General features: G+C 68.9%; 11 protein-coding genes. 4 read left to right on the top strand and 7 right to left on the bottom strand.

All coding sequences use genetic code 11. The features are described 5' to 3' along the window. Positions 1–30: 30 nt before the first annotated feature. The 5 genes from FE633_RS36040 to hisC all read right to left on the bottom strand — a co-directional run bounded on the left by FE633_RS36040 (position 31) and on the right by hisC (position 8,881). Complete coding sequence (locus tag FE633_RS36040; RefSeq protein ID WP_138049381.1) at positions 31–1,098, bottom strand: M23 family metallopeptidase; 1,068 nt, start codon at positions 1,096–1,098, stop codon at positions 31–33. A 166-nt stretch (positions 1,099–1,264) separates the two neighbouring features. Beyond that, positions 1,265–4,972, bottom strand: coding sequence for a thiol reductant ABC exporter subunit CydD (cydD, locus tag FE633_RS36035; protein ID WP_138049380.1), 3,708 nt, complete (start codon positions 4,970–4,972; stop codon positions 1,265–1,267). A 19-nt stretch (positions 4,973–4,991) separates the two neighbouring features. After that, a complete protein-coding gene (gene cydB / locus FE633_RS36030; RefSeq protein ID WP_138049379.1) occupies positions 4,992–5,996 on the bottom strand; it encodes a cytochrome d ubiquinol oxidase subunit II in 1,005 nt (334 codons plus the stop codon). A gap of 20 nt (positions 5,997–6,016) precedes the next feature. Then, positions 6,017–7,522: a cytochrome ubiquinol oxidase subunit I gene (locus tag FE633_RS36025; RefSeq protein WP_138049378.1), complete on the bottom strand. Its 1,506-nt coding sequence runs from the start codon at positions 7,520–7,522 to the stop codon at positions 6,017–6,019. A gap of 279 nt (positions 7,523–7,801) precedes the next feature. Further along, positions 7,802–8,881: a histidinol-phosphate transaminase gene (hisC, locus tag FE633_RS36020; protein ID WP_138049377.1), complete on the bottom strand. Its 1,080-nt coding sequence runs from the start codon at positions 8,879–8,881 to the stop codon at positions 7,802–7,804. Positions 8,882–9,324: 443 nt separating this feature from the next. Here hisC and FE633_RS36015 point away from each other — a divergent pair, with 443 nt between their 5' ends. The 3 genes from FE633_RS36015 (at position 9,325) to FE633_RS36005 (ending at position 12,812) form a co-directional block, all read left to right on the top strand. Beyond that, the gene (locus FE633_RS36015) at positions 9,325–10,437 is read left to right on the top strand and encodes a LacI family DNA-binding transcriptional regulator (protein ID WP_138049376.1); all 1,113 of its coding nucleotides are present in this window, start codon (positions 9,325–9,327) and stop codon (positions 10,435–10,437) included. A gap of 215 nt (positions 10,438–10,652) precedes the next feature. Beyond that, on the top strand, positions 10,653–11,759 hold the full coding sequence (locus tag FE633_RS36010) for a metallophosphoesterase (RefSeq protein WP_138049375.1): 1,107 nt from the start codon (positions 10,653–10,655) through the stop codon (positions 11,757–11,759). Positions 11,760–11,942: 183 nt separating this feature from the next. After that, on the top strand, positions 11,943–12,812 hold the full coding sequence (locus FE633_RS36005) for a hypothetical protein (RefSeq protein ID WP_138049374.1): 870 nt from the start codon (positions 11,943–11,945) through the stop codon (positions 12,810–12,812). A 130-nt stretch (positions 12,813–12,942) separates the two neighbouring features. Here the strand turns inward: FE633_RS36005 and thiC are convergent, their stop codons facing one another. Beyond that, positions 12,943–14,745, bottom strand: a complete 1,803-nt coding sequence (gene thiC / locus FE633_RS36000; protein WP_138049373.1) for a phosphomethylpyrimidine synthase ThiC — start codon at positions 14,743–14,745, stop codon at positions 12,943–12,945. A 300-nt stretch (positions 14,746–15,045) separates the two neighbouring features. Between thiC and FE633_RS35995 the strand changes: the two genes are divergently transcribed. Further along, on the top strand, positions 15,046–16,383 hold the full coding sequence (locus FE633_RS35995; protein ID WP_425473271.1) for a YibE/F family protein: 1,338 nt from the start codon (positions 15,046–15,048) through the stop codon (positions 16,381–16,383). A gap of 64 nt (positions 16,384–16,447) precedes the next feature. Here FE633_RS35995 and FE633_RS35990 read toward each other — a convergent pair whose 3' ends face one another. Further along, positions 16,448–16,888, bottom strand: a complete 441-nt coding sequence (locus FE633_RS35990; protein ID WP_119106146.1) for an SsgA family sporulation/cell division regulator — start codon at positions 16,886–16,888, stop codon at positions 16,448–16,450. Positions 16,889–16,901: the final 13 nt, after the last annotated feature.

Genomic DNA, 16,901 nt, shown 5'->3' with positions numbered 1-16,901 from the left:
GAGTAGCCCCTGAATCGGGGAGAGAAGCCCCTAAAGGTGCACTCCATGCTCGGCCAGCCACTCCAGCGGATCGACACCCGACCCCAGGTACGGCGTCAGACGCACCTCGAAGTGCAGGTGCGGGCCGGTCGAGTTGCCGGTCGTGCCCGACTGGCCGATCCACTGTCCCGGCGCCACCCGCTCCCCCTGGTCGACGGCGACGGCTGAGAGGTGCGCGTACTGCGTGTAGTAGCCGTTCGGATGCCGCACCACGACCTCGACGCCGAACGCGCCGCCGCACGACACCTTCACCACCCGTCCCTCGCCCACCGAACGCACCGGCGTGCCGATGTCCACCGCGAAGTCCTGCCCGGTGTGCCCGTTCGCCCAGTGCGCTCCGCCGCTGCCGAAGCCCGCGGAGAGTTCGTACGTCTCCACCGGTGCGACCCACGCGCGCGTGAAGCTCTTTCTTTTCCGCTCGCCGAGGCGGACGGCGCCGCGGCACGATCCCGCCGCGACCGAGGCGTCCGCCCGCCCCTGAAGCGTCCACTGAGCCGCTTCGAGCTTCCGCTCGATCCCCCGCTTCATCTCGGCGAGCCGGTCGTTGCGCCGCTCCAGCGCCTGCCAGGCCGCGGAGGCCTTCGCCTCGTCGGCGGCGAGCTGTGTCTCCGCGCGGCGGCTCTTGATGACGGTGTTGTTGAGCGCCAGGTCGGCCTGCCACAGGGCATGTTGACCGCGCATCAGATCCTCGGGGCTGTCCGCGAGCAGCATCTGCGCCGCCTGGGGGAGCGAGCCTCCGCTGCGGTACTGAGCGCGCGCGATCCGGCCGAGTTCCTCGTGCAGTACGTCGATGTTCCGCCGCTCCCGCGCGAGAAGCTGCTCCAACCGCCGCGCCTTGGCTCGTTGCGCCTCGGCTTCCCTGCGTCCCTCCTCGTACTGATGCGTCGCGACGGACGTCTCCTCGAGCAGCCGCGCCACCTCGGCTCCGGCGCCACGGGAGCCGCCGGAGCCATCGGAATCCCCGGCGTCTCCTATGGCCGCCGTGGACCCGGCCGCCAGGACGGCCAGCGCGCACAGCAGCGCCGGTACGAGCAGGGCATGGCGGCGAGGTGAGCGCATGACAGGGATCGTGTCGTGCGTCGGAGGCACTGGCCCGTTCAAGGCGTACGCCTGGGGGACGCGATGCCACGGATGGATCACCGCGCTGCTCCGAACAGGGGCCTGCAACAGCACGACCTCCGGCAACGGCGGCGCCGGAGCCAGGGGATGTCCTTTGGATGACCTTCTAGCTCGCCGCCACCAACAGCTCCGTCTCGTCCTCGCGCTCCCGCATCGCCCGCAGCGGGCCGTCCACGGCGGCCAGCTCGCCGTACGGACCTCGCTGCACCACACGGCCTTCCGCCAGCACGATCACCTCGTCGACGGCTTCCAGACCCGCCAGCCGGTGCGTGATGAGCAGCGTCGTGCGCCCCTCGGTCGCGGCCAGCAGATCGGTGGTGAGCGCGTCGGCCGTCGGAAGGTCGAGGTGCTCCGCGGGTTCGTCGAGGACGAGGACGGGGAAGTCGGCGAGCAGTGCGCGGGCCAGCGCGAGCCGCTGCCGCTGACCGCCGGACAACCGTGCGCCGTGCTCACCGATCAGTGTGTCCAGTCCGTCCGGCAGTCCGTCCGCCCAGTCGAGCAGTCGGGCCCGCCCGAGTACGTCACGCAACTCGTTCTCGGTCGCGTCCTTGCGCGCGAGCAGCAGGTTCTCGCGGACCGAACTGTCGAAGAGGTGCGCGTCCTGCGCGCACAGCCCGACCAGGCGTCGTACGTCGTCACTGTCCAGGTCGTACGCGTCCACGCCGCCCAGCGTGTACGAGCCCGCTCCCGCGTCCAGGAACCGCAGCAGCACCTGCGCGAGGGTCGTCTTGCCTGCTCCGGACGATCCGACGACAGCGATCCTGCTCCCCTGTTCCAGGGTCAGGTCGAGCCCGGCCAGCGCGTCCCGGTCCTGCCCGGGGTGGCGAGCGCTCAGCTCCTTGAGGACGAGCGGGAACGGCGACGCGGGCACGGGGCCCGGCCGCTCCGGTTCGCGTACGGGCTCGGGGGCGTCCAGGACCTCGTAGACGCGTTCCGCGCTCTTGTGCACCCGCTGCCGGTACTGGACCGCCAGCGGCAGCCCGAGGACGGCCTCGAAAGCGGCCAGCGGGGTGAGGACGACCACGGCCATCAGCACGCCGTCGAGGCGTCCGTCGGCGACGGCCTGTGCGCCGACGAGCGCGGTGGCCGCCACGGTGAGCCCGGAGATGAGTGCGGTGAGCCCGTCGCCGAGCGCGGTGGCGGTCGCGGCGCGCGACACGATGCGGGTGAGCGCCCCGTCGGCCCGCCGGGCTTCCGCGGTACGAGCGGGCAGCGCACCGGCGACCGTCAACTCGGCGGTACCGGTGAGGAGATCTGCCACGCGGGTCGCCAGGACGCCCCGCGCGGGGGCCAGCCGACGCTCCGCGCGGCGTGCGACGGCGCCGGTCAGCAGCGGGACGCCGGCCCCTGCGGCCAGCAGCCCGAGGGCGAGGAGGGCTCCGGCCTCGGGCAGCAGCCAGGCGGTGAACCCGACGGAGGCGGCGGACACCGCGACCGCGGCGGATGCGGGCAGCAGCCAGCGCAGCCAGTAGTCCTGCAGCGCGTCGACGTCGGCGACGAGCCGCGACAGCAGGTCACCTCGGCGGGTGGTCCGCAGCCCGGCGGGAGCGAGCCGTTCGAGCCGCCGGTACACGGCGACCCGGGTGTCGGCCAGCATCCGCAGCACCGCCTCGTGCGACACCAACCGCTCGGCATACCGGAAGACGGCCCGCCCGATGCCGAACGCCCGCGTGGCCGTCACGGCGACCATCAGATACAGCACAGGAGGCTGCTGCGAGGCCCGCGAGATCAGCCACCCTGAGGTGGCCATCAGCCCGACCGCGCTCCCGAGCGCGAGGGTGCCGAGCAGGAGAGCCAGCGCGAGCCGAGCGCGCCGAGGGCCGGCCATGGCCCGCACGCGCGCGAGAACGCCGCCCCGCGCCTCGGTCACCCGCGACTGAGACACCTGCGACTGAGACACCTGCGACTGAGACTCCCGCGACTGAGACGGCCGCGGCTCAGAGTCTCCCGCCTCGGAGCCCCCCGCCTCCGGTCTCCGTGCCTCTGGGCCCTGCGTCTCCGGACCCCCTGCCTCCAAGGTGAACGGCGCCTTGCCGGCGCCCACGGTTGGCACGGCTGCCGCCACTTCGGTGCGGTGCACCTCCGCACCGTCGGAGCGCTCCGAACCGGATCCCAGCACGGGCGCGCCGAGCTCCAGCCGCACCACCCGGTCCGCCACCCCGAGCAACGCCGGCCGGTGCACCACGAGCAGTACGGTCCGCCCCACGGCCAGGCGCCGAACGGCCTCCACGACCTCCGCCTCGGTCTGTCCGTCCAGCGAAGCCGTCGGTTCGTCGAGCAGCAGCACGGGCCGGTCCGCCAGGAACGCCCGGGCCAGCGCGAGCCGTTGCCGCTGCCCCGCGGACAGCCCGGCCCCGTTCTCACCGAGTTCCGTCCGCACCCCGTCAGGCAACGCGTCCACGAACTCGAGAGCACCCGCGTCACCGAGCGCCCTGCGTACCTCGGCGTCATCCGCGTCGGGGCGCGCCAGCCGTACGTTCCCGGCGATCGTCCCGGCGTACAGATGCGGCCGCTGCGGGACCCACGCGATACGCGACCGCCACTCCTCCAGGTCGGCCCCGGCGAGATCGACTCCCCCGACACGCACCCGTCCCGACGCGGGCTCCACGAACCCCAACAACACGTTCAGCAGTGTCGACTTGCCCACCCCACTGGGCCCGACGAGCGCCACCGTCTCACCGGGCTCAACCGTGAAGGACACGTCCGATACCGCGTCCGACGACCGCCCGGGATACCGGACCGTCACCTCGTCGAGGCGCATCCCGCCTGAGGACGGCACGGTCTCGGTTCCGGACAACGCCTCAGTCCGGTTCCCGGACATCGACACGATCGCGGTACCGGACGACGGCACCGGCGTCTCCAGTACCGCGAAGATCTCCTCCGCAGCCGCCAGCCCTTCCGCGGCCGCGTGGTACTGCGTACCCACCTGGCGGAGCGGCAGATACGCCTCGGGCGCGAGGACGAGGATGACCAGCCCCACGTACAGATCCATCTCGCCATGGACGAGCCGCATCCCGATGGTCACCGCGACCAGTGCGACCGACAGCGTGGCGAGCAGCTCCAGGGCGAAGGACGAGATGAAGGCGATCCGGAGGGTCCGCATGGTGGCCTGCCGGTACTCGCCGGTGATCCGCCGGATCGACTCGGCCTGCGCCTTGGCCCGCCCGAACACCTTCAGGGTGGGCAGTCCCGCGACCACATCCAGGAAGTGTCCCGAGAGCCGCGACAGCAGTCGCCACTGGCGGTCCATCCGGGACTGCGTGGCCCAGCCGATGAGCACCATGAAAACAGGGATGAGAGGCAGGGTGCCGATGATGATCGCCGCCGACACCCAGTCCTCGGTGACGATCCGCGCCAGCACCGCCACGGGCACCACCAGCGCCAGCCCCAACTGCGGCAGATAGCGGGAGAAGTAGCCGTCCAGCGCGTCGACCCCGCGCGTGGCGAGCGCGACCAGTGATCCTGTCCGCTGCCCGCTCAGCCACCCCGGCCCCAGCGCCCCCGCACGCTCCAGCAACCGCCCTCGCAGCTCCGACTTGACCGCCGCGCTTGCCCGGTGCGCCGCGAGTTCGGTGAGCCAGGCGACGAGCGCCCGACCACCCGCGACCGCCACCAACAGCAAGAGTGGCGTGCGGAGTTCCGCGATCTCCAGCCCGTGCTGGAAGGCACCCACGACCACCTCGGCGATGAGCATCGCCTGGGCGATGACCAACGCCGCCCCAACGGCGCCCAGACCGATGACCGCCACCAGAAAGAGGCGGGTGGCACGGGCGTACCGCAGCAGACGCGGGTCGATGGGTTTCACGTGAAACATGCCCTTCGGTTCGGCGAACTCAGTGCGCGGCCTCGGCGATGTGCTGCGTACCGATCCGCTTGCGGAACACCCAGTACGTCCACGACTGGTAGAGCACCACGATCGGCGTCGCGATCACGGCACACCAGGTCATGATCTTCAGGGTGTAGGGGCTCGACGAGGCATTGGTGACCGTCAGGCTCCAGGCGTCATTGAGCGAGGACGGCATGACGTTCGGGAAGAGCGTCAGGAAGAGCATCGCCACCGCCGCCACGATGGTGACGCCGGACAGGGCGAACGACCATCCCTCACGCCCCGCCTGGTTCGCCACGAGAGCCGCGACCAGCGCGGCCACCGCCACGACCATCGCGACCAGGCTCTTGCCGTCACCGTTCTCGATCTGCGTCCAGAGCAGGAAGAGCAGCGCCAGCGCGGCAGCCACCAGGCCGACGCGCAGCGCCGTCTTCCGCGCCCGCTCCCGGATGTCCCCGACGGTCTTGAGCGCCGCGAACACCGCGCCGTGGAAGGTGAACAGCGTCAGCGTCACCAGCCCGCCCAGAAGCGCATACGGGTTGAGCAGGTCCCAGAAGGTGCCGACGTATTCCAGGTTCCTGTCGATCTTCACGCCTCGGACGATGTTGCCGAAGGCCACGCCCCACAGGAACGCCGGGATGAGAGAGGTCCAGAAGATCGCCGTCTCCCAGTTGCGCTGCCACTGCTCCTCGGGCCGCTTCGCCCGGTACTCGAAGGCGACTCCGCGCACGATCAGGCAGACCAGGATGAGCAGCAGCGGTAGGTAGAAGCCGGAGAAAAGTGTGGCGTACCACTCAGGGAAGGCGGCGAAGGTCGCGCCGCCCGCTGTGAGCAGCCAGACCTCGTTGCCGTCCCAGACCGGACCGATGGTGTTGATGAGCACCCGCTTCTCGGCCCGGTCACGCGCGAGCAGTTTGGTGAGGACGCCGATCCCGAAGTCGAAGCCCTCCAGGAAGAAGTAGCCGGTCCACAGGACCGCGATGAGGACGAACCAGACGTCGTGAAGTTCCATGACTCTGCAGCTCCCTTGGCCTAGTAGGAGAAGGCCATCGGCTTGTCGGCGTCACGGGAGTCGCCGCCGATCTTGGTGGGCGGATTGAGGTCGGCCTCGGTGAGCTCGGGCGGTCCGGCCTTGACGTACTTGACGAGCAGCTTGACCTCGACGACGGCGAGGATCGCGTAGAGCGTCGTGAAGACGATCATCGAGGTGAGGACTTCGCCCTGTGAGACACCGGGGGAGACGGCATCGCGGGTCTGCAGCACGCCGTAGACGACCCACGGCTGGCGGCCCATCTCGGTGAAGATCCAGCCCCAGGAGTTGGCGATCAGCGGGAAGCCCAGGGTCAGGAAGGCGATGCGCCAGTACCAGGTGGTGAGTGTGGGGCCGAGGGCCTTCTTGAAGAGCACCACGTGCGGCACTTCGTCGTCGCCCACCCGCAGATGCCGGGGCAGCAGGAACTTCTTCCGGGTCAGCCACAGTCCGACCAGACCGATGGTGAAGGAGGCCATGCCGAAGCCGATCATCCAGCGGAATCCCCAGTACGCGACGGGGATGTTGGGCCGGTAGTCGCCGGGGCCGTATCGCTCCTGCTCGGCCTTGTTGACGTCGTTGATACCGGGGACGTAGGAGCTGAAGTCGTCCTTGGCGAGGAACGACAGCAGTCCCGGAATCTCTATCGCGACCTTGTTGTGGCCCTTGTCGACGTCGCCGACGGCGAAGACCGAGAACGGTGCCGGGCTCTCGCCGTCCCACAGTGCCTCGGCCGCGGCCATCTTCATCGGCTGCTGCTCGTACATGACCTTGCCGAGCACGTCGCCGCTGATCGCGGTGAGCATGCCACCGATGACGACGGTGACCAGGCCGAGCCGCAGCGAGGTCTTCATCACCGGTATGTGCTTCTTGCGGGCCAGGTGGAAGGCGGCGATGCCGACCATGAAGGCGCCGCCCGTGAGGAACGCGGCGGAGAGGGTGTGGAAGAACTGGGAGAGCGCGGTGTTCTGGGTCAGGACCAGCCAGAAGTCGGTGAGCTCGGCGCGGCCCTTCTTCTCGTTGATCCGGTAGCCGACGGGGTGCTGCATCCAGGAGTTGGCCGCGAGGATGAAGTACGCCGACAGGATGGTGCCGATCGAGACCATCCACATGCAGGCGAGGTGGATCTTCTTCGGCAGCTTGTCCCAGCCGAAGATCCACAGACCGATGAACGTGGACTCGAAGAAGAAGGCGATCAGGGCCTCGAAGGCGAGCGGGGCACCGAAGACATCACCGACAAAGCGCGAGTAGTCGGACCAGTTCATGCCGAACTGGAATTCCTGCACGATGCCCGTGACGACACCCATCGCGATGTTGATCAGGAAGAGCTTGCCCCAGAACTTCGTCGCTCTGAGGTACTTCTCGTTCTCCGTGCGCACCCAGGCGGTCTGCAGGCCGGCCGTGAGGGCGGCGAGGGAGATCGTCAGGGGAACGAAGAGGAAGTGGTAGACGGTGGTGATGCCGAACTGCCATCGCGCCAGTGTCTCCGGCGCCAAAGCGATGTCCACGTCTTCTCCTTACATGCCGTGGTCACGTCGGCGGTTTGCCCCGTTCGTGATGTACATCACAGGACAAACTGGCAAGCTTGTGAACGCGTTCACATTCACAAGCAATTATGACGCATCGCTTTCGGAACGCTGAGGGGTGGGGGGTCCCTAAGGGGGACCGACATGCCCATGGCGCGAACCGGGCCCCTCGTGCCGTCGCTCACCTCCGCGCCGACCTCCTCGCCCACGATCCGGGCGAGGAGGTCAGGGACGGGTACAGCTCCTGCTGACCGCCGGAGGCTAGAGCTCCTTGCGGAAGCTCTCCGTCGTCTTCAAGAAGATGTCGTTCGCCTCGGTCTCGCCCACCGTCACGCGCACGCCCTCCCCCGGGAAGGGACGCACCACGACCCCGGCCTGTTCGCAGGCGGCCGCGAATTCCACCGTGCGCTCACCGAGTCGCAGCCACACGAAGTTCGCCTGCGTCTCGGGCACCGTCCAGCCCTGCCCCCGCAGCGTGTCGGTCACACGTGTGCGCTCGCCCACCAGCGAGCCGACCCGCCCGAGGAGTTCGTCCTCGGCGCGCAGCGAGGCGACGGCAGCGTCCTGCGCGAGCTGGCTCACACCGAAAGGCACGGCGGTCTTGCGCAGCGCCGCCGCCACCGGCTCATGGGCGATCGCGAAGCCGACCCGGAGCCCGGCGAGTCCGTACGCCTTGGAGAAGGTGCGCAGAACGCAGACGTTCGGCCGCTCGCGGTAGATCTCGACGCCGTCCGGCACCTCGGGGTCGCGGATGAACTCGCGATACGCCTCGTCGAGGACCACGAGGACATCGCTCGGCACCCGGTCGAGGAACCGTTCCAGCTCCGCCCGGCGCACCACGGTGCCGGTGGGGTTGTTGGGGTTGCAGACGAAGATCAGCCGCGTCCGGTCGGTCACCGCGTCTGCCATCGCGTCGAGATCGTGCACCTCCCCCGGCGTCAGCGGCACCCGCACCGAGGTCGCCCCGCTGATCTGAGTGATGATCGGGTACGCCTCGAAGGACCGCCAGGCGTAGATCACCTCGTCACCGGGACCGCTCGTGGCCTGCAGTAGCTGCTGGGCGACCCCGACCGAACCCGTGCCGGTGGACAGATGCGTGAGCGGAACCGCGAATCGGTCGGCCAGCTCGCTCATCAGCGCCGTGCACGCCATGTCCGGGTATCGGTTGAAGGCTCCGGCCGCCGCGGTCACGGTCTCCATCACCCCGGGCAGCGGGGGGTAGGGGTTCTCGTTGGAAGACAGCTTGTACGCCACCGGACCACCGGCTGCGGCAGGCTTGCCCGGCTTGTAGGTGGGGATACCCTCCAGCTCCGCACGCAGCTTGGGGCTCGTCTCGCTCACCGCAGTCCTCCTCATGACCACCACCGGATGACCCGCACCGGCTACCAATACTCCTCACCTTAAGAGGATTCGGCGCCGCTGCGAATGGCTGGGCACCGACTGCGTGCGCACCCCCGCCGCAGGGCGTCGGGGCGCGAAAGCTCACGAAGGCGCACGAACGCGCCCGAGGGCTTACGGAACAGGGGGCGCGCCGCGTCCCGGCGCTCACGCCGGTGGCTCACGCCGTGGCGCGCATCCCTCGTCAAGGTGAGTTGAGACCTCTTCGAGACATGGCCCCTTTGGCAGGCCCATGTGCGTCGACAAGTGACGTACTGTCATTGAATCGCTCAACTACCTTGTCTTCTAAGGCAATTGATCGGGTCCGACCATGCAGAAACGTGCCTGCCGACGAGTGAATATGCGTCCGCCCTACCCCACCGCATGAGCCCTACTATCGGCTCGCCATGACAGCAGCAGGGAACCATCAGGTGAGCCGGGCGGAAACCGCCCGGCGAAGCAGCCGGCCGGGCCGGGCGGGCATCAGAGACGTGGCCGCGGCCGCCGGGGTCTCCATTACGACGGTGTCCGACGCGCTCAACGGCAAGGGTCGGCTCCCGGACGCCACCCGACGCCATGTCCGCGAGGTCGCCGACCGGCTGGGCTATCGCCCTTCCGCCGCGGCCCGAACGCTCCGTACCGGAAAGTCGGGCCTCATCGGCCTGACGGTCACGACCTACGGGGATGAACCTTTCACCTTCACGGAGTTCGCCTACTTCGCGGAGATGGCCAGAGCCGCCACCTCGGCCGCGCTCGCACGGGGCTACGCCCTGGTCATCCTCCCCGCGACCTCACGCCACGACGTGTGGTCGAACGTGGCCCTGGACGGAACCGTGGTCATCGACCCGTCCGACCAGGACCCGGTCGTCGGCGAACTGGTCCGCCAGGGTTTACCGGTGGTCTCCGACGGGCGCCCGGCCGGCCCGCTGCCGGTGACCGCCTGGGTGGACAACGACCACGAGGCAGCGGTCATGGGGATCCTCGACCATCTGGCCGACGCCGGAGCGCGCCGTATCGGCCTGCTCACCGGGACGTCCACGGACACGTACACCCATCTGTCCACGACCGCGTACCTGCGCTGGTGCGAGCGCGTCGGCCAGGATCCGGTGTACGAGGCCTACCCCGCGCACGATCCCTGCGCGGGCGCCGTCGCCGCGGACCGGCTGCTCGCCCGGCCCGACCGGCCCGACGCCGTGTATGGGCTGTTCGACCCGAACGGCACCGACCTCCTCGCGGCGGCCCGTCGGTACGGCCTGCGCGTACCGGATGATCTGCTGCTCGTGTGCTGCAGCGAGTCGGCCGTGTACGCCAACACCGAGCCGCCCGTCACGACACTCTCCCTCAAACCGCGCCGCATCGGTACGGCCGTGGTCCAGCTTCTCATCGACGCCATCGAGGGGGTCGAATCGGACCAACCGGTCGAGCAGGTGATACCGACGGAGTTGATCGTGCGCACCTCCTCCGAACGACGGCCGCCGCGTACGACCGTCAGCGCACCCCGGTCACCGGAGGCGGGGTGACGTCCAGAGCGGGGGCCAGCGTGAGATCCAACGGGGAAAGCACCTCCCAATTCGGGAGAAAACCACGATGAACAGCGGCTCTGCTCCGATTCAGCACCCCTGGGTCATCACATGGCGCGATCCGCATTCCTATGATGGGCGGACGACACCGCGGGCCGCTGCGACCAGGCAGTCCGATGCGGTGCAGATGCGGCGCGATGGTGGTGGAGGGGTCAATGACTCAGGGGGCCGGTCAGGGACCCGAGGTGCGGACGCCGACGGTGCGCGATTTCCGCGTACCGGCGTACGTCCACGGTGCCGATCCGTATGCGCAGCCTCCCACCCCATACGCCGAGCCCGGCCCTCTCGCGCAGCACACGCCCCCCGACGAGGAGGCCAGACCCGCCGAGGAGCCGGAGGGCTACACGCCGACGCAGCGCGATCTGCCCGTCATCAAGCGCGGCGACACGCTTCAGGTGCCGGTCGACCCTGAACTCGTGCCGGATCCGCAGTCCGCCGAGGGGCCGGGTCCGCTGTACGTCGTGGGCGACGTACACGGCTATCTCGACGAACTGGTCGCCGCGCTCCGCGAGAAGGGGCTCATCGACATCGACGGCAACTGGTCGGCGGGGACCGCTCGGCTGTGGTTCCTCGGGGACTTCACCGACCGCGGGCCCGACGGAATCGGCGTCATCGACCTCGTGATGCGGCTGTCCGCCGAGGCCGCCGCGGCCGGCGGCTACTGCAAGGCGCTGATGGGCAATCACGAACTGCTGCTGCTCGGCGCCAAGCGGTTCGGTGACACTCCCGTCAACTCCGGTGCGGGTACGGCGACGTTCCAGGCGGCCTGGCTGCTCAACGGCGGTCAGAAGACGGACATGGACCGCCTCCAGGACCACCATCTGCAGTGGATGGCCCGTCTCGACGCGATGGAGATGGCGGACGGGCACCTCCTGGTGCACTCGGACACCACCGCCTATCTCGACTACGGCGACTCCATCGAAGCGGTCAATGACACCGTCCGCGAAACCCTCACGCGCAACGACGCGGACGAGTGCTGGGACCTCTTCCGCAAGTTCACCAAGCGCTTCGCGTTCCGCGACGACGGGGGCGCGCAGGCGGTGCGCGACCTCCTCGACGTCTACGGCGGCTCCCGTATCGTCCATGGTCACAGCCCCATTCCATACCTCCTCGGCGAGGTCGGATCGGAAGAGGGCGACGATGCCGCTGGCCCGGTGGTCGAGGGACCGCACGTCTACGCGGACGGTCTGGCCATCGCGATGGACGGCGGAGTGACCATGGCCGGAAAGCTACTGGTCCAGCAACTCCCATTGGATAGCTGAACGCTCCCCGGGCAGGCGTTCTCCCACCGGGGACGGTGCCGGCGAAGGGGCAATTTCTGGAAACCCCCTGTCACCGCGTGCCGTCGCCGCTCTACCATCGGCTTATCCGTAGCAGGCTCCCCTCCGTTTCTGCCCGACGGCTCGTCAGCATGCCGAGCCCCAAGCCCTACGGAGCATCGGGGGATGCACATGAACAGCGTTCCGCAGCACCTGCTGAGCGAGGACCGCCAAGAGTACGAGCGGATCCTCGATGAGGCGCTGCGCTCCGCACCACACCGTCCGGAACTCGCCGCTGTCGGCCAGCGGCTCAACCCCGAACAGTTGCGCACGATGGCGCTCAACGCCACCGCTCTCATAACGGCGGCCGCGGCGACCGAATACCAGCACTACGTGAAGGTCCGCGAGGAACTGCGCCAGCCCGCGCCGTCCACCCCCCGCGTCCGCGAAGGATCCGGTTCCACAGATCCGGGCACGAGCGCGGTGGGGCTCGCCGCCACCATGGGGGAGGCCGCCGAGACCGCCGGGGCGGGCGCCGTCGCCGTCGCCGCGGTGCTCACTCCCGTCCTCGCCGGCACGGCGGCGGCGATCTTCCTGCTCGTCGGTTACATCCTGAAGATGCTCAACCCCCCACCGGCGTTCGCCCAGACCCTGCTCACCACCGGGTGGGTCTTCGGCGCCGTGACCGCGGCCGCGATCCTGATCGCCGCGATCGGTCTGCTGCTGACCGCCCTGCGCAACGACGCGAGCTCGCTTCGGGCCGGCGCGCACGGCGAACGCAGCGAGGAAATGACCCGGGCCAAGGAAGCCTGGCACGACGCCCTCCTGGAGCGGGGCATCATGCCCTTCCTCCGGGAGGCACTCGCCGACCCGGGCTCGGCGGCCCTCGGTCGTACGGCACCACCGCAGTCGACCAGCCGCATACCCACACTCGGCTACAACCGCCCGGGCTTCAGCAGCCCCGACGGCGGCCCCGAGGCAGGCCCTCGCCCCAGCTACTCCAGCCCCGACTTCTCCAGCCCGGACTTCGGAGGGCCGGAACACCAGCCGGACTGAGGGCGGCCGGGGCGAGGGCGGCCGGGGTTGAGGGCGGCCGGGGTTGAGGGCGGCGCCGCAACCCGAGCGGCAGACCCTCACAGCGGGCCTCTACCGAGAGAGGCCCGCCTGAGGCGTGTCCATCAGCGGGTCAGTCCGCGATCGGCAGATACACACGGTTACCCGCGGCCGCGAACTCCTTGGATTTCTGCGCCATGCCCTCCTCGACCTCCGTCTGCGAACCGCCATGCTCGCGGCGAATGTCCTGGGAGATCTTCATCGAACAGAATTTCGGCCCGCACATCGAGCAGAAGTGAGCCGTCTTGGCCGGCTCGGCCGGGAGGGTCTCGTCGTGGAACTGGCGGGCCGTGTCGGGGTCGAGGGCCAGGTTGAACTGGTCCTCCCAGCGGAATTCGAAGCGGGCGTCGGACAGCGCGTCGTCCCATTCCTGCGCACCTGGGTGCCCCTTGGCGAGGTCGGCTGCGTGGGCGGCGATCTTGTAGGTGATGACGCCGGTCTTGACGTCGTCACGGTTGGGCAGGCCCAGGTGTTCCTTGGGCGTGACATAGCAGAGCATGGCCGTGCCCCACCAGGCGATCATCGCGGCACCGATGCCGGAGGTGATGTGGTCGTACGCCGGCGCGACGTCCGTCGTCAGCGGGCCGAGCGTATAGAACGGAGCTTCATCGCAGATCTCCTGCTGAAGGTCGATGTTCTCCTTGATCTTGTGCATCGGGACATGGCCCGGGCCCTCGATCATGGTCTGTACGTTGAAACGCTTGGCGATCGTGTTGAGTTCCCCGAGCGTCCTCAACTCCGCGAACTGCGCTTCGTCGTTGGCGTCGGCGATCGAGCCGGGCCGCAGGCCGTCGCCGAGCGAGTACGTGACGTCGTAGGCGGCCAGGATTTCGCACAGTTCTTCGAAGTTCTCGTAGAGGAACGATTCCTTGTGGTGCGCCAGGCACCAGGCCGCCATGATCGAGCCGCCACGCGAGACGATGCCGGTCTTGCGGTTCGCGGTGAGCGGTACGTACGGCAGGCGCACGCCCGCGTGCACGGTCATGTAGTCCACGCCCTGCTCGGCCTGCTCGATGACCGTGTCCTTGTAGATCTCCCAGGTCAGCTCCTCGGCACGGCCGTCGACCTTCTCCAGCGCCTGGTAGAGCGGCACCGTGCCGATGGGGACAGGGGAGTTGCGCAGCACCCACTCGCGCGTGGTGTGGATGTTGCGGCCGGTGGACAGGTCCATGACCGTATCGGCGCCCCAGCGGGTCGCCCATGTCATCTTCTCGACCTCCTCCTCGATGGAGGAGGTGACCGCGGAATTGCCGATGTTGGCGTTGACCTTCACCAGGAACCGCTTGCCGATGATCATCGGCTCGATCTCCGGGTGGTTGACGTTCGCGGGCAGCACGGCCCGGCCGGCAGCGATCTCCTCACGTACGACCTCGGGGGCGACGTTTTCGCGTACCGCCACGAACTCCATTTCCGGTGTGATGTCGCCACGTCGTGCGTACGCGAGTTGAGTGACGGCCGCACCGGCGCGGCCGCGGCGGGGCTGGCGCGGGCGCCCCGGGAAGACCGCGTCGAGGTTGCGCAGCCCGCCGCGCGGCGAGGTGTGCTTGATCCCGTCGTCCTCGGGGCGGACAGGACGGCCCTCGTACTCCTCGGTGTCGCCGCGGGCGATGATCCAGTTCTCGCGCAGGGGCGCCAGGCCCCTGCGGACTTCGGTGTCGACGGTCGGATCGGTGTACGGGCCGGAGGTGTCGTACAGGGTGACCGACTGCCCGTTGGTGAGATGCACCTGGCGGACCGGCACCCGCAGATCGGGGCGTGAGCCCTCGACATACGCCTTGTGCCAGCCGATGGACTTCCCGGCCTCGCCGTTGCCGGACGAGGCGGGTGCCCCGTCCCTCTGGCTGGAGGCAGGCGTGCGTACGTCCTCGTTGGTCATGAGACCTACTCCCTACGCCGGCATTACCCGGTAACAGGTTCAGCGGTCGACGCAGCCACTTCCGCCTTCGATGTTTCATGTGAAACATCGCTGGGACGGAGGTCAGCGCCCTCTCAGCCCGGTGCTCCGAGCTCCCGCGTGTGCAAAGGTACGTCCACGCTAGCGTCATATTGGGCGAGCTGAACAGTGGGCCCCTCCGGTTCTTGGGATGATCGGTCGGTGAATTCGACACACCAGCCCCCGCACCAGCCCCCGCATCAGCCCCCGCACCACCCTCCGCCCCCACCGCCGGAGCCGCACATGCAGGGCCACAGCGACAGTCATGGCAATGGTTCCGGTGACGGAAACGGACATGCACACAGCCATAGCCATGGCCCTCCCGCACCCGTGTCCCGACACCTGCGCAAGGTCATCGCCGCGGTGCTGATTCCCTTCACCGCGGCCGTCATTGTGGGCCTGGCCGTGCTCTGGCCCGGTGGAGCTCCCTCGCACGAGCGCACCGGTGTGGGCTTCGACCGCCAGACCCAGCAGGCCACGGTGACCAAGGTCGACGAGGTGGACTGCAAGTCCGTCAACGCGTCGGGGGAGACCCCGACCGGCAACACGTCCACGGCCGAGGGCTCCTCCGCGCAGCAGCAGGCGACCGGTACCTGCAAGAAGGCGACGGTCCGGGTAGACACCGGCAAGGACAAGGGCCGTACTTTCACGGAGATCGTGCAGCCGGACGCGTCGCGGCAGCTCAGCCAGGGGCAGAAGGTGATCGTGGCGTACGCGCCCGACGCCCCCAAGGACCTCCAGTACTCGGTCACCGATGCGGACCGCAAGCTCCCGATGGCGCTGCTCGCCGGGATCTTCGCGCTCGCCGTCGTCGTGGTGGGCCGGATGCGCGGTGTCATGGCGCTGATCGCGCTGGCCGTCAGCTTCCTCATCCTGACGTTCTTCATCCTGCCCGCGATTCTGCAGGGCTCGAATCCACTGATCGTGGCGGTCGTCGGGGCGAGCGCCATCATGCTGATCGCGCTCTATATGTGCCACGGTCTCTCGGCCCGGACCTCGGTGGCGGTGCTCGGCACACTGCTCTCGCTTGTGTTGATCGGACTGCTCGGCTCGTCGTTCATAGGCTGGTCCGCGCTCACCGGCAACACGGACGACAACACCGGTCTGATCCACGGGCTGTACCCGAACATCGACATGAGCGGTCTGCTGCTCGCGGGCGTCATCATCGGTTCGCTCGGTGTACTCGACGATGTGACAGTGACGCAGACATCGGCGGTCTGGGAGCTGCATGAGGCCAATCCGGCGATGGGCTGGCGCGGGCTGTACCGCGCGGGCATACGTATCGGGCGCGACCACATCGCGTCCGTCGTCAACACGCTCGTCCTCGCGTACGCGGGTGCCGCGCTGCCCCTGTTGCTGCTCTTCTCGATCGCCCAGAGCAGCGTCGGGACGGTGGCCAACAGCGAACTGGTCGCCGAGGAGATCGTGCGCACGCTCGTCGGCTCGATCGGCCTGGTCGCCTCGGTTCCCGTCACCACGGCTCTGGCCGCTCTGGTGGTCTCCGCGGATCGTCCCGGTCCTCAGACGGCTGCCGCGGCGGAACCGGCACGCGGGGGAAGGGGCCGCCGCCGCAAGCGCTGAAGCCCGCCGCACGCGCGCGAGCTTGTGAGGTGAAGCGTTACGCCAGTGTGGGCGTAACGACGCCTCAGCCCGCGCTCTGCTCCTCCGCCAGGATGCGGTGCAGTGCCTCGTCGAGATGTGTGTCGAAGTCGGCGAGGGAATGCTCCTGTCCCAGCGGCACCAGCTTGTCCGTCCGGTCGAGGAAGGCCACGAGGGGAACCGCGCCACAGCGGAAGAGCGCGTGGTCGACGCCCACCTGAAGCCGGATCACCACATCGCTGAAACCCTCGGAGCCCACAGGCGCGATGTGCACATCGCCGTCCCCGCACGGCCGTCCCACCCCGTCGACCAGCAGCTCTCTCCCGAACGCCCAGGTCACCGGGGCATCGCCGGGAAGGTGGAAGGTCAGCCGCACGGCATAGGGATCACAGGTCTCGTATCGCAGCTCCACCGGAATGCGGAAGGAGAGCTCTTCCGATACGAGAAAGCTCATCATGATCTCTGCCTGCACCGCTGACTCGCGCATCGCCTCACCCGTC

Source organism: Streptomyces montanus (assembly GCF_005786655.1).
Taxonomy (GTDB): Bacteria; Actinomycetota; Actinomycetes; order Streptomycetales; family Streptomycetaceae; genus Streptomyces; species Streptomyces sporangiiformans.
The sequence above is the reverse complement of the archived record's forward strand: the minus strand, read 5'-3'. Positions and strand labels throughout refer to the sequence as shown.

Excerpts from the sequence above, each read along its gene's own strand:
- cydD (WP_138049380.1), bottom strand. The coding sequence starts at position 4,972 with ATGTTTCACGTGAAACCCATCGACCCGCGTCTGCTGCGGTACGCCCGT.
- FE633_RS36040 (WP_138049381.1), bottom strand. The coding sequence starts at position 1,098 with ATGCGCTCACCTCGCCGCCATGCCCTGCTCGTACCGGCGCTGCTGTGC.
- thiC (WP_138049373.1), bottom strand. The coding sequence starts at position 14,745 with ATGACCAACGAGGACGTACGCACGCCTGCCTCCAGCCAGAGGGACGGG.
- FE633_RS36015 (WP_138049376.1), top strand. The coding sequence starts at position 9,325 with ATGACAGCAGCAGGGAACCATCAGGTGAGCCGGGCGGAAACCGCCCGG.
- cydB (WP_138049379.1), bottom strand. The coding sequence starts at position 5,996 with ATGGAACTTCACGACGTCTGGTTCGTCCTCATCGCGGTCCTGTGGACC.
- FE633_RS36005 (WP_138049374.1), top strand. The coding sequence starts at position 11,943 with ATGCACATGAACAGCGTTCCGCAGCACCTGCTGAGCGAGGACCGCCAA.
- FE633_RS35995 (WP_425473271.1), top strand. The coding sequence starts at position 15,046 with ATGCAGGGCCACAGCGACAGTCATGGCAATGGTTCCGGTGACGGAAAC.
- FE633_RS36010 (WP_138049375.1), top strand. The coding sequence starts at position 10,653 with ATGACTCAGGGGGCCGGTCAGGGACCCGAGGTGCGGACGCCGACGGTG.
- FE633_RS35990 (WP_119106146.1), bottom strand. The coding sequence starts at position 16,888 with ATGCGCGAGTCAGCGGTGCAGGCAGAGATCATGATGAGCTTTCTCGTA.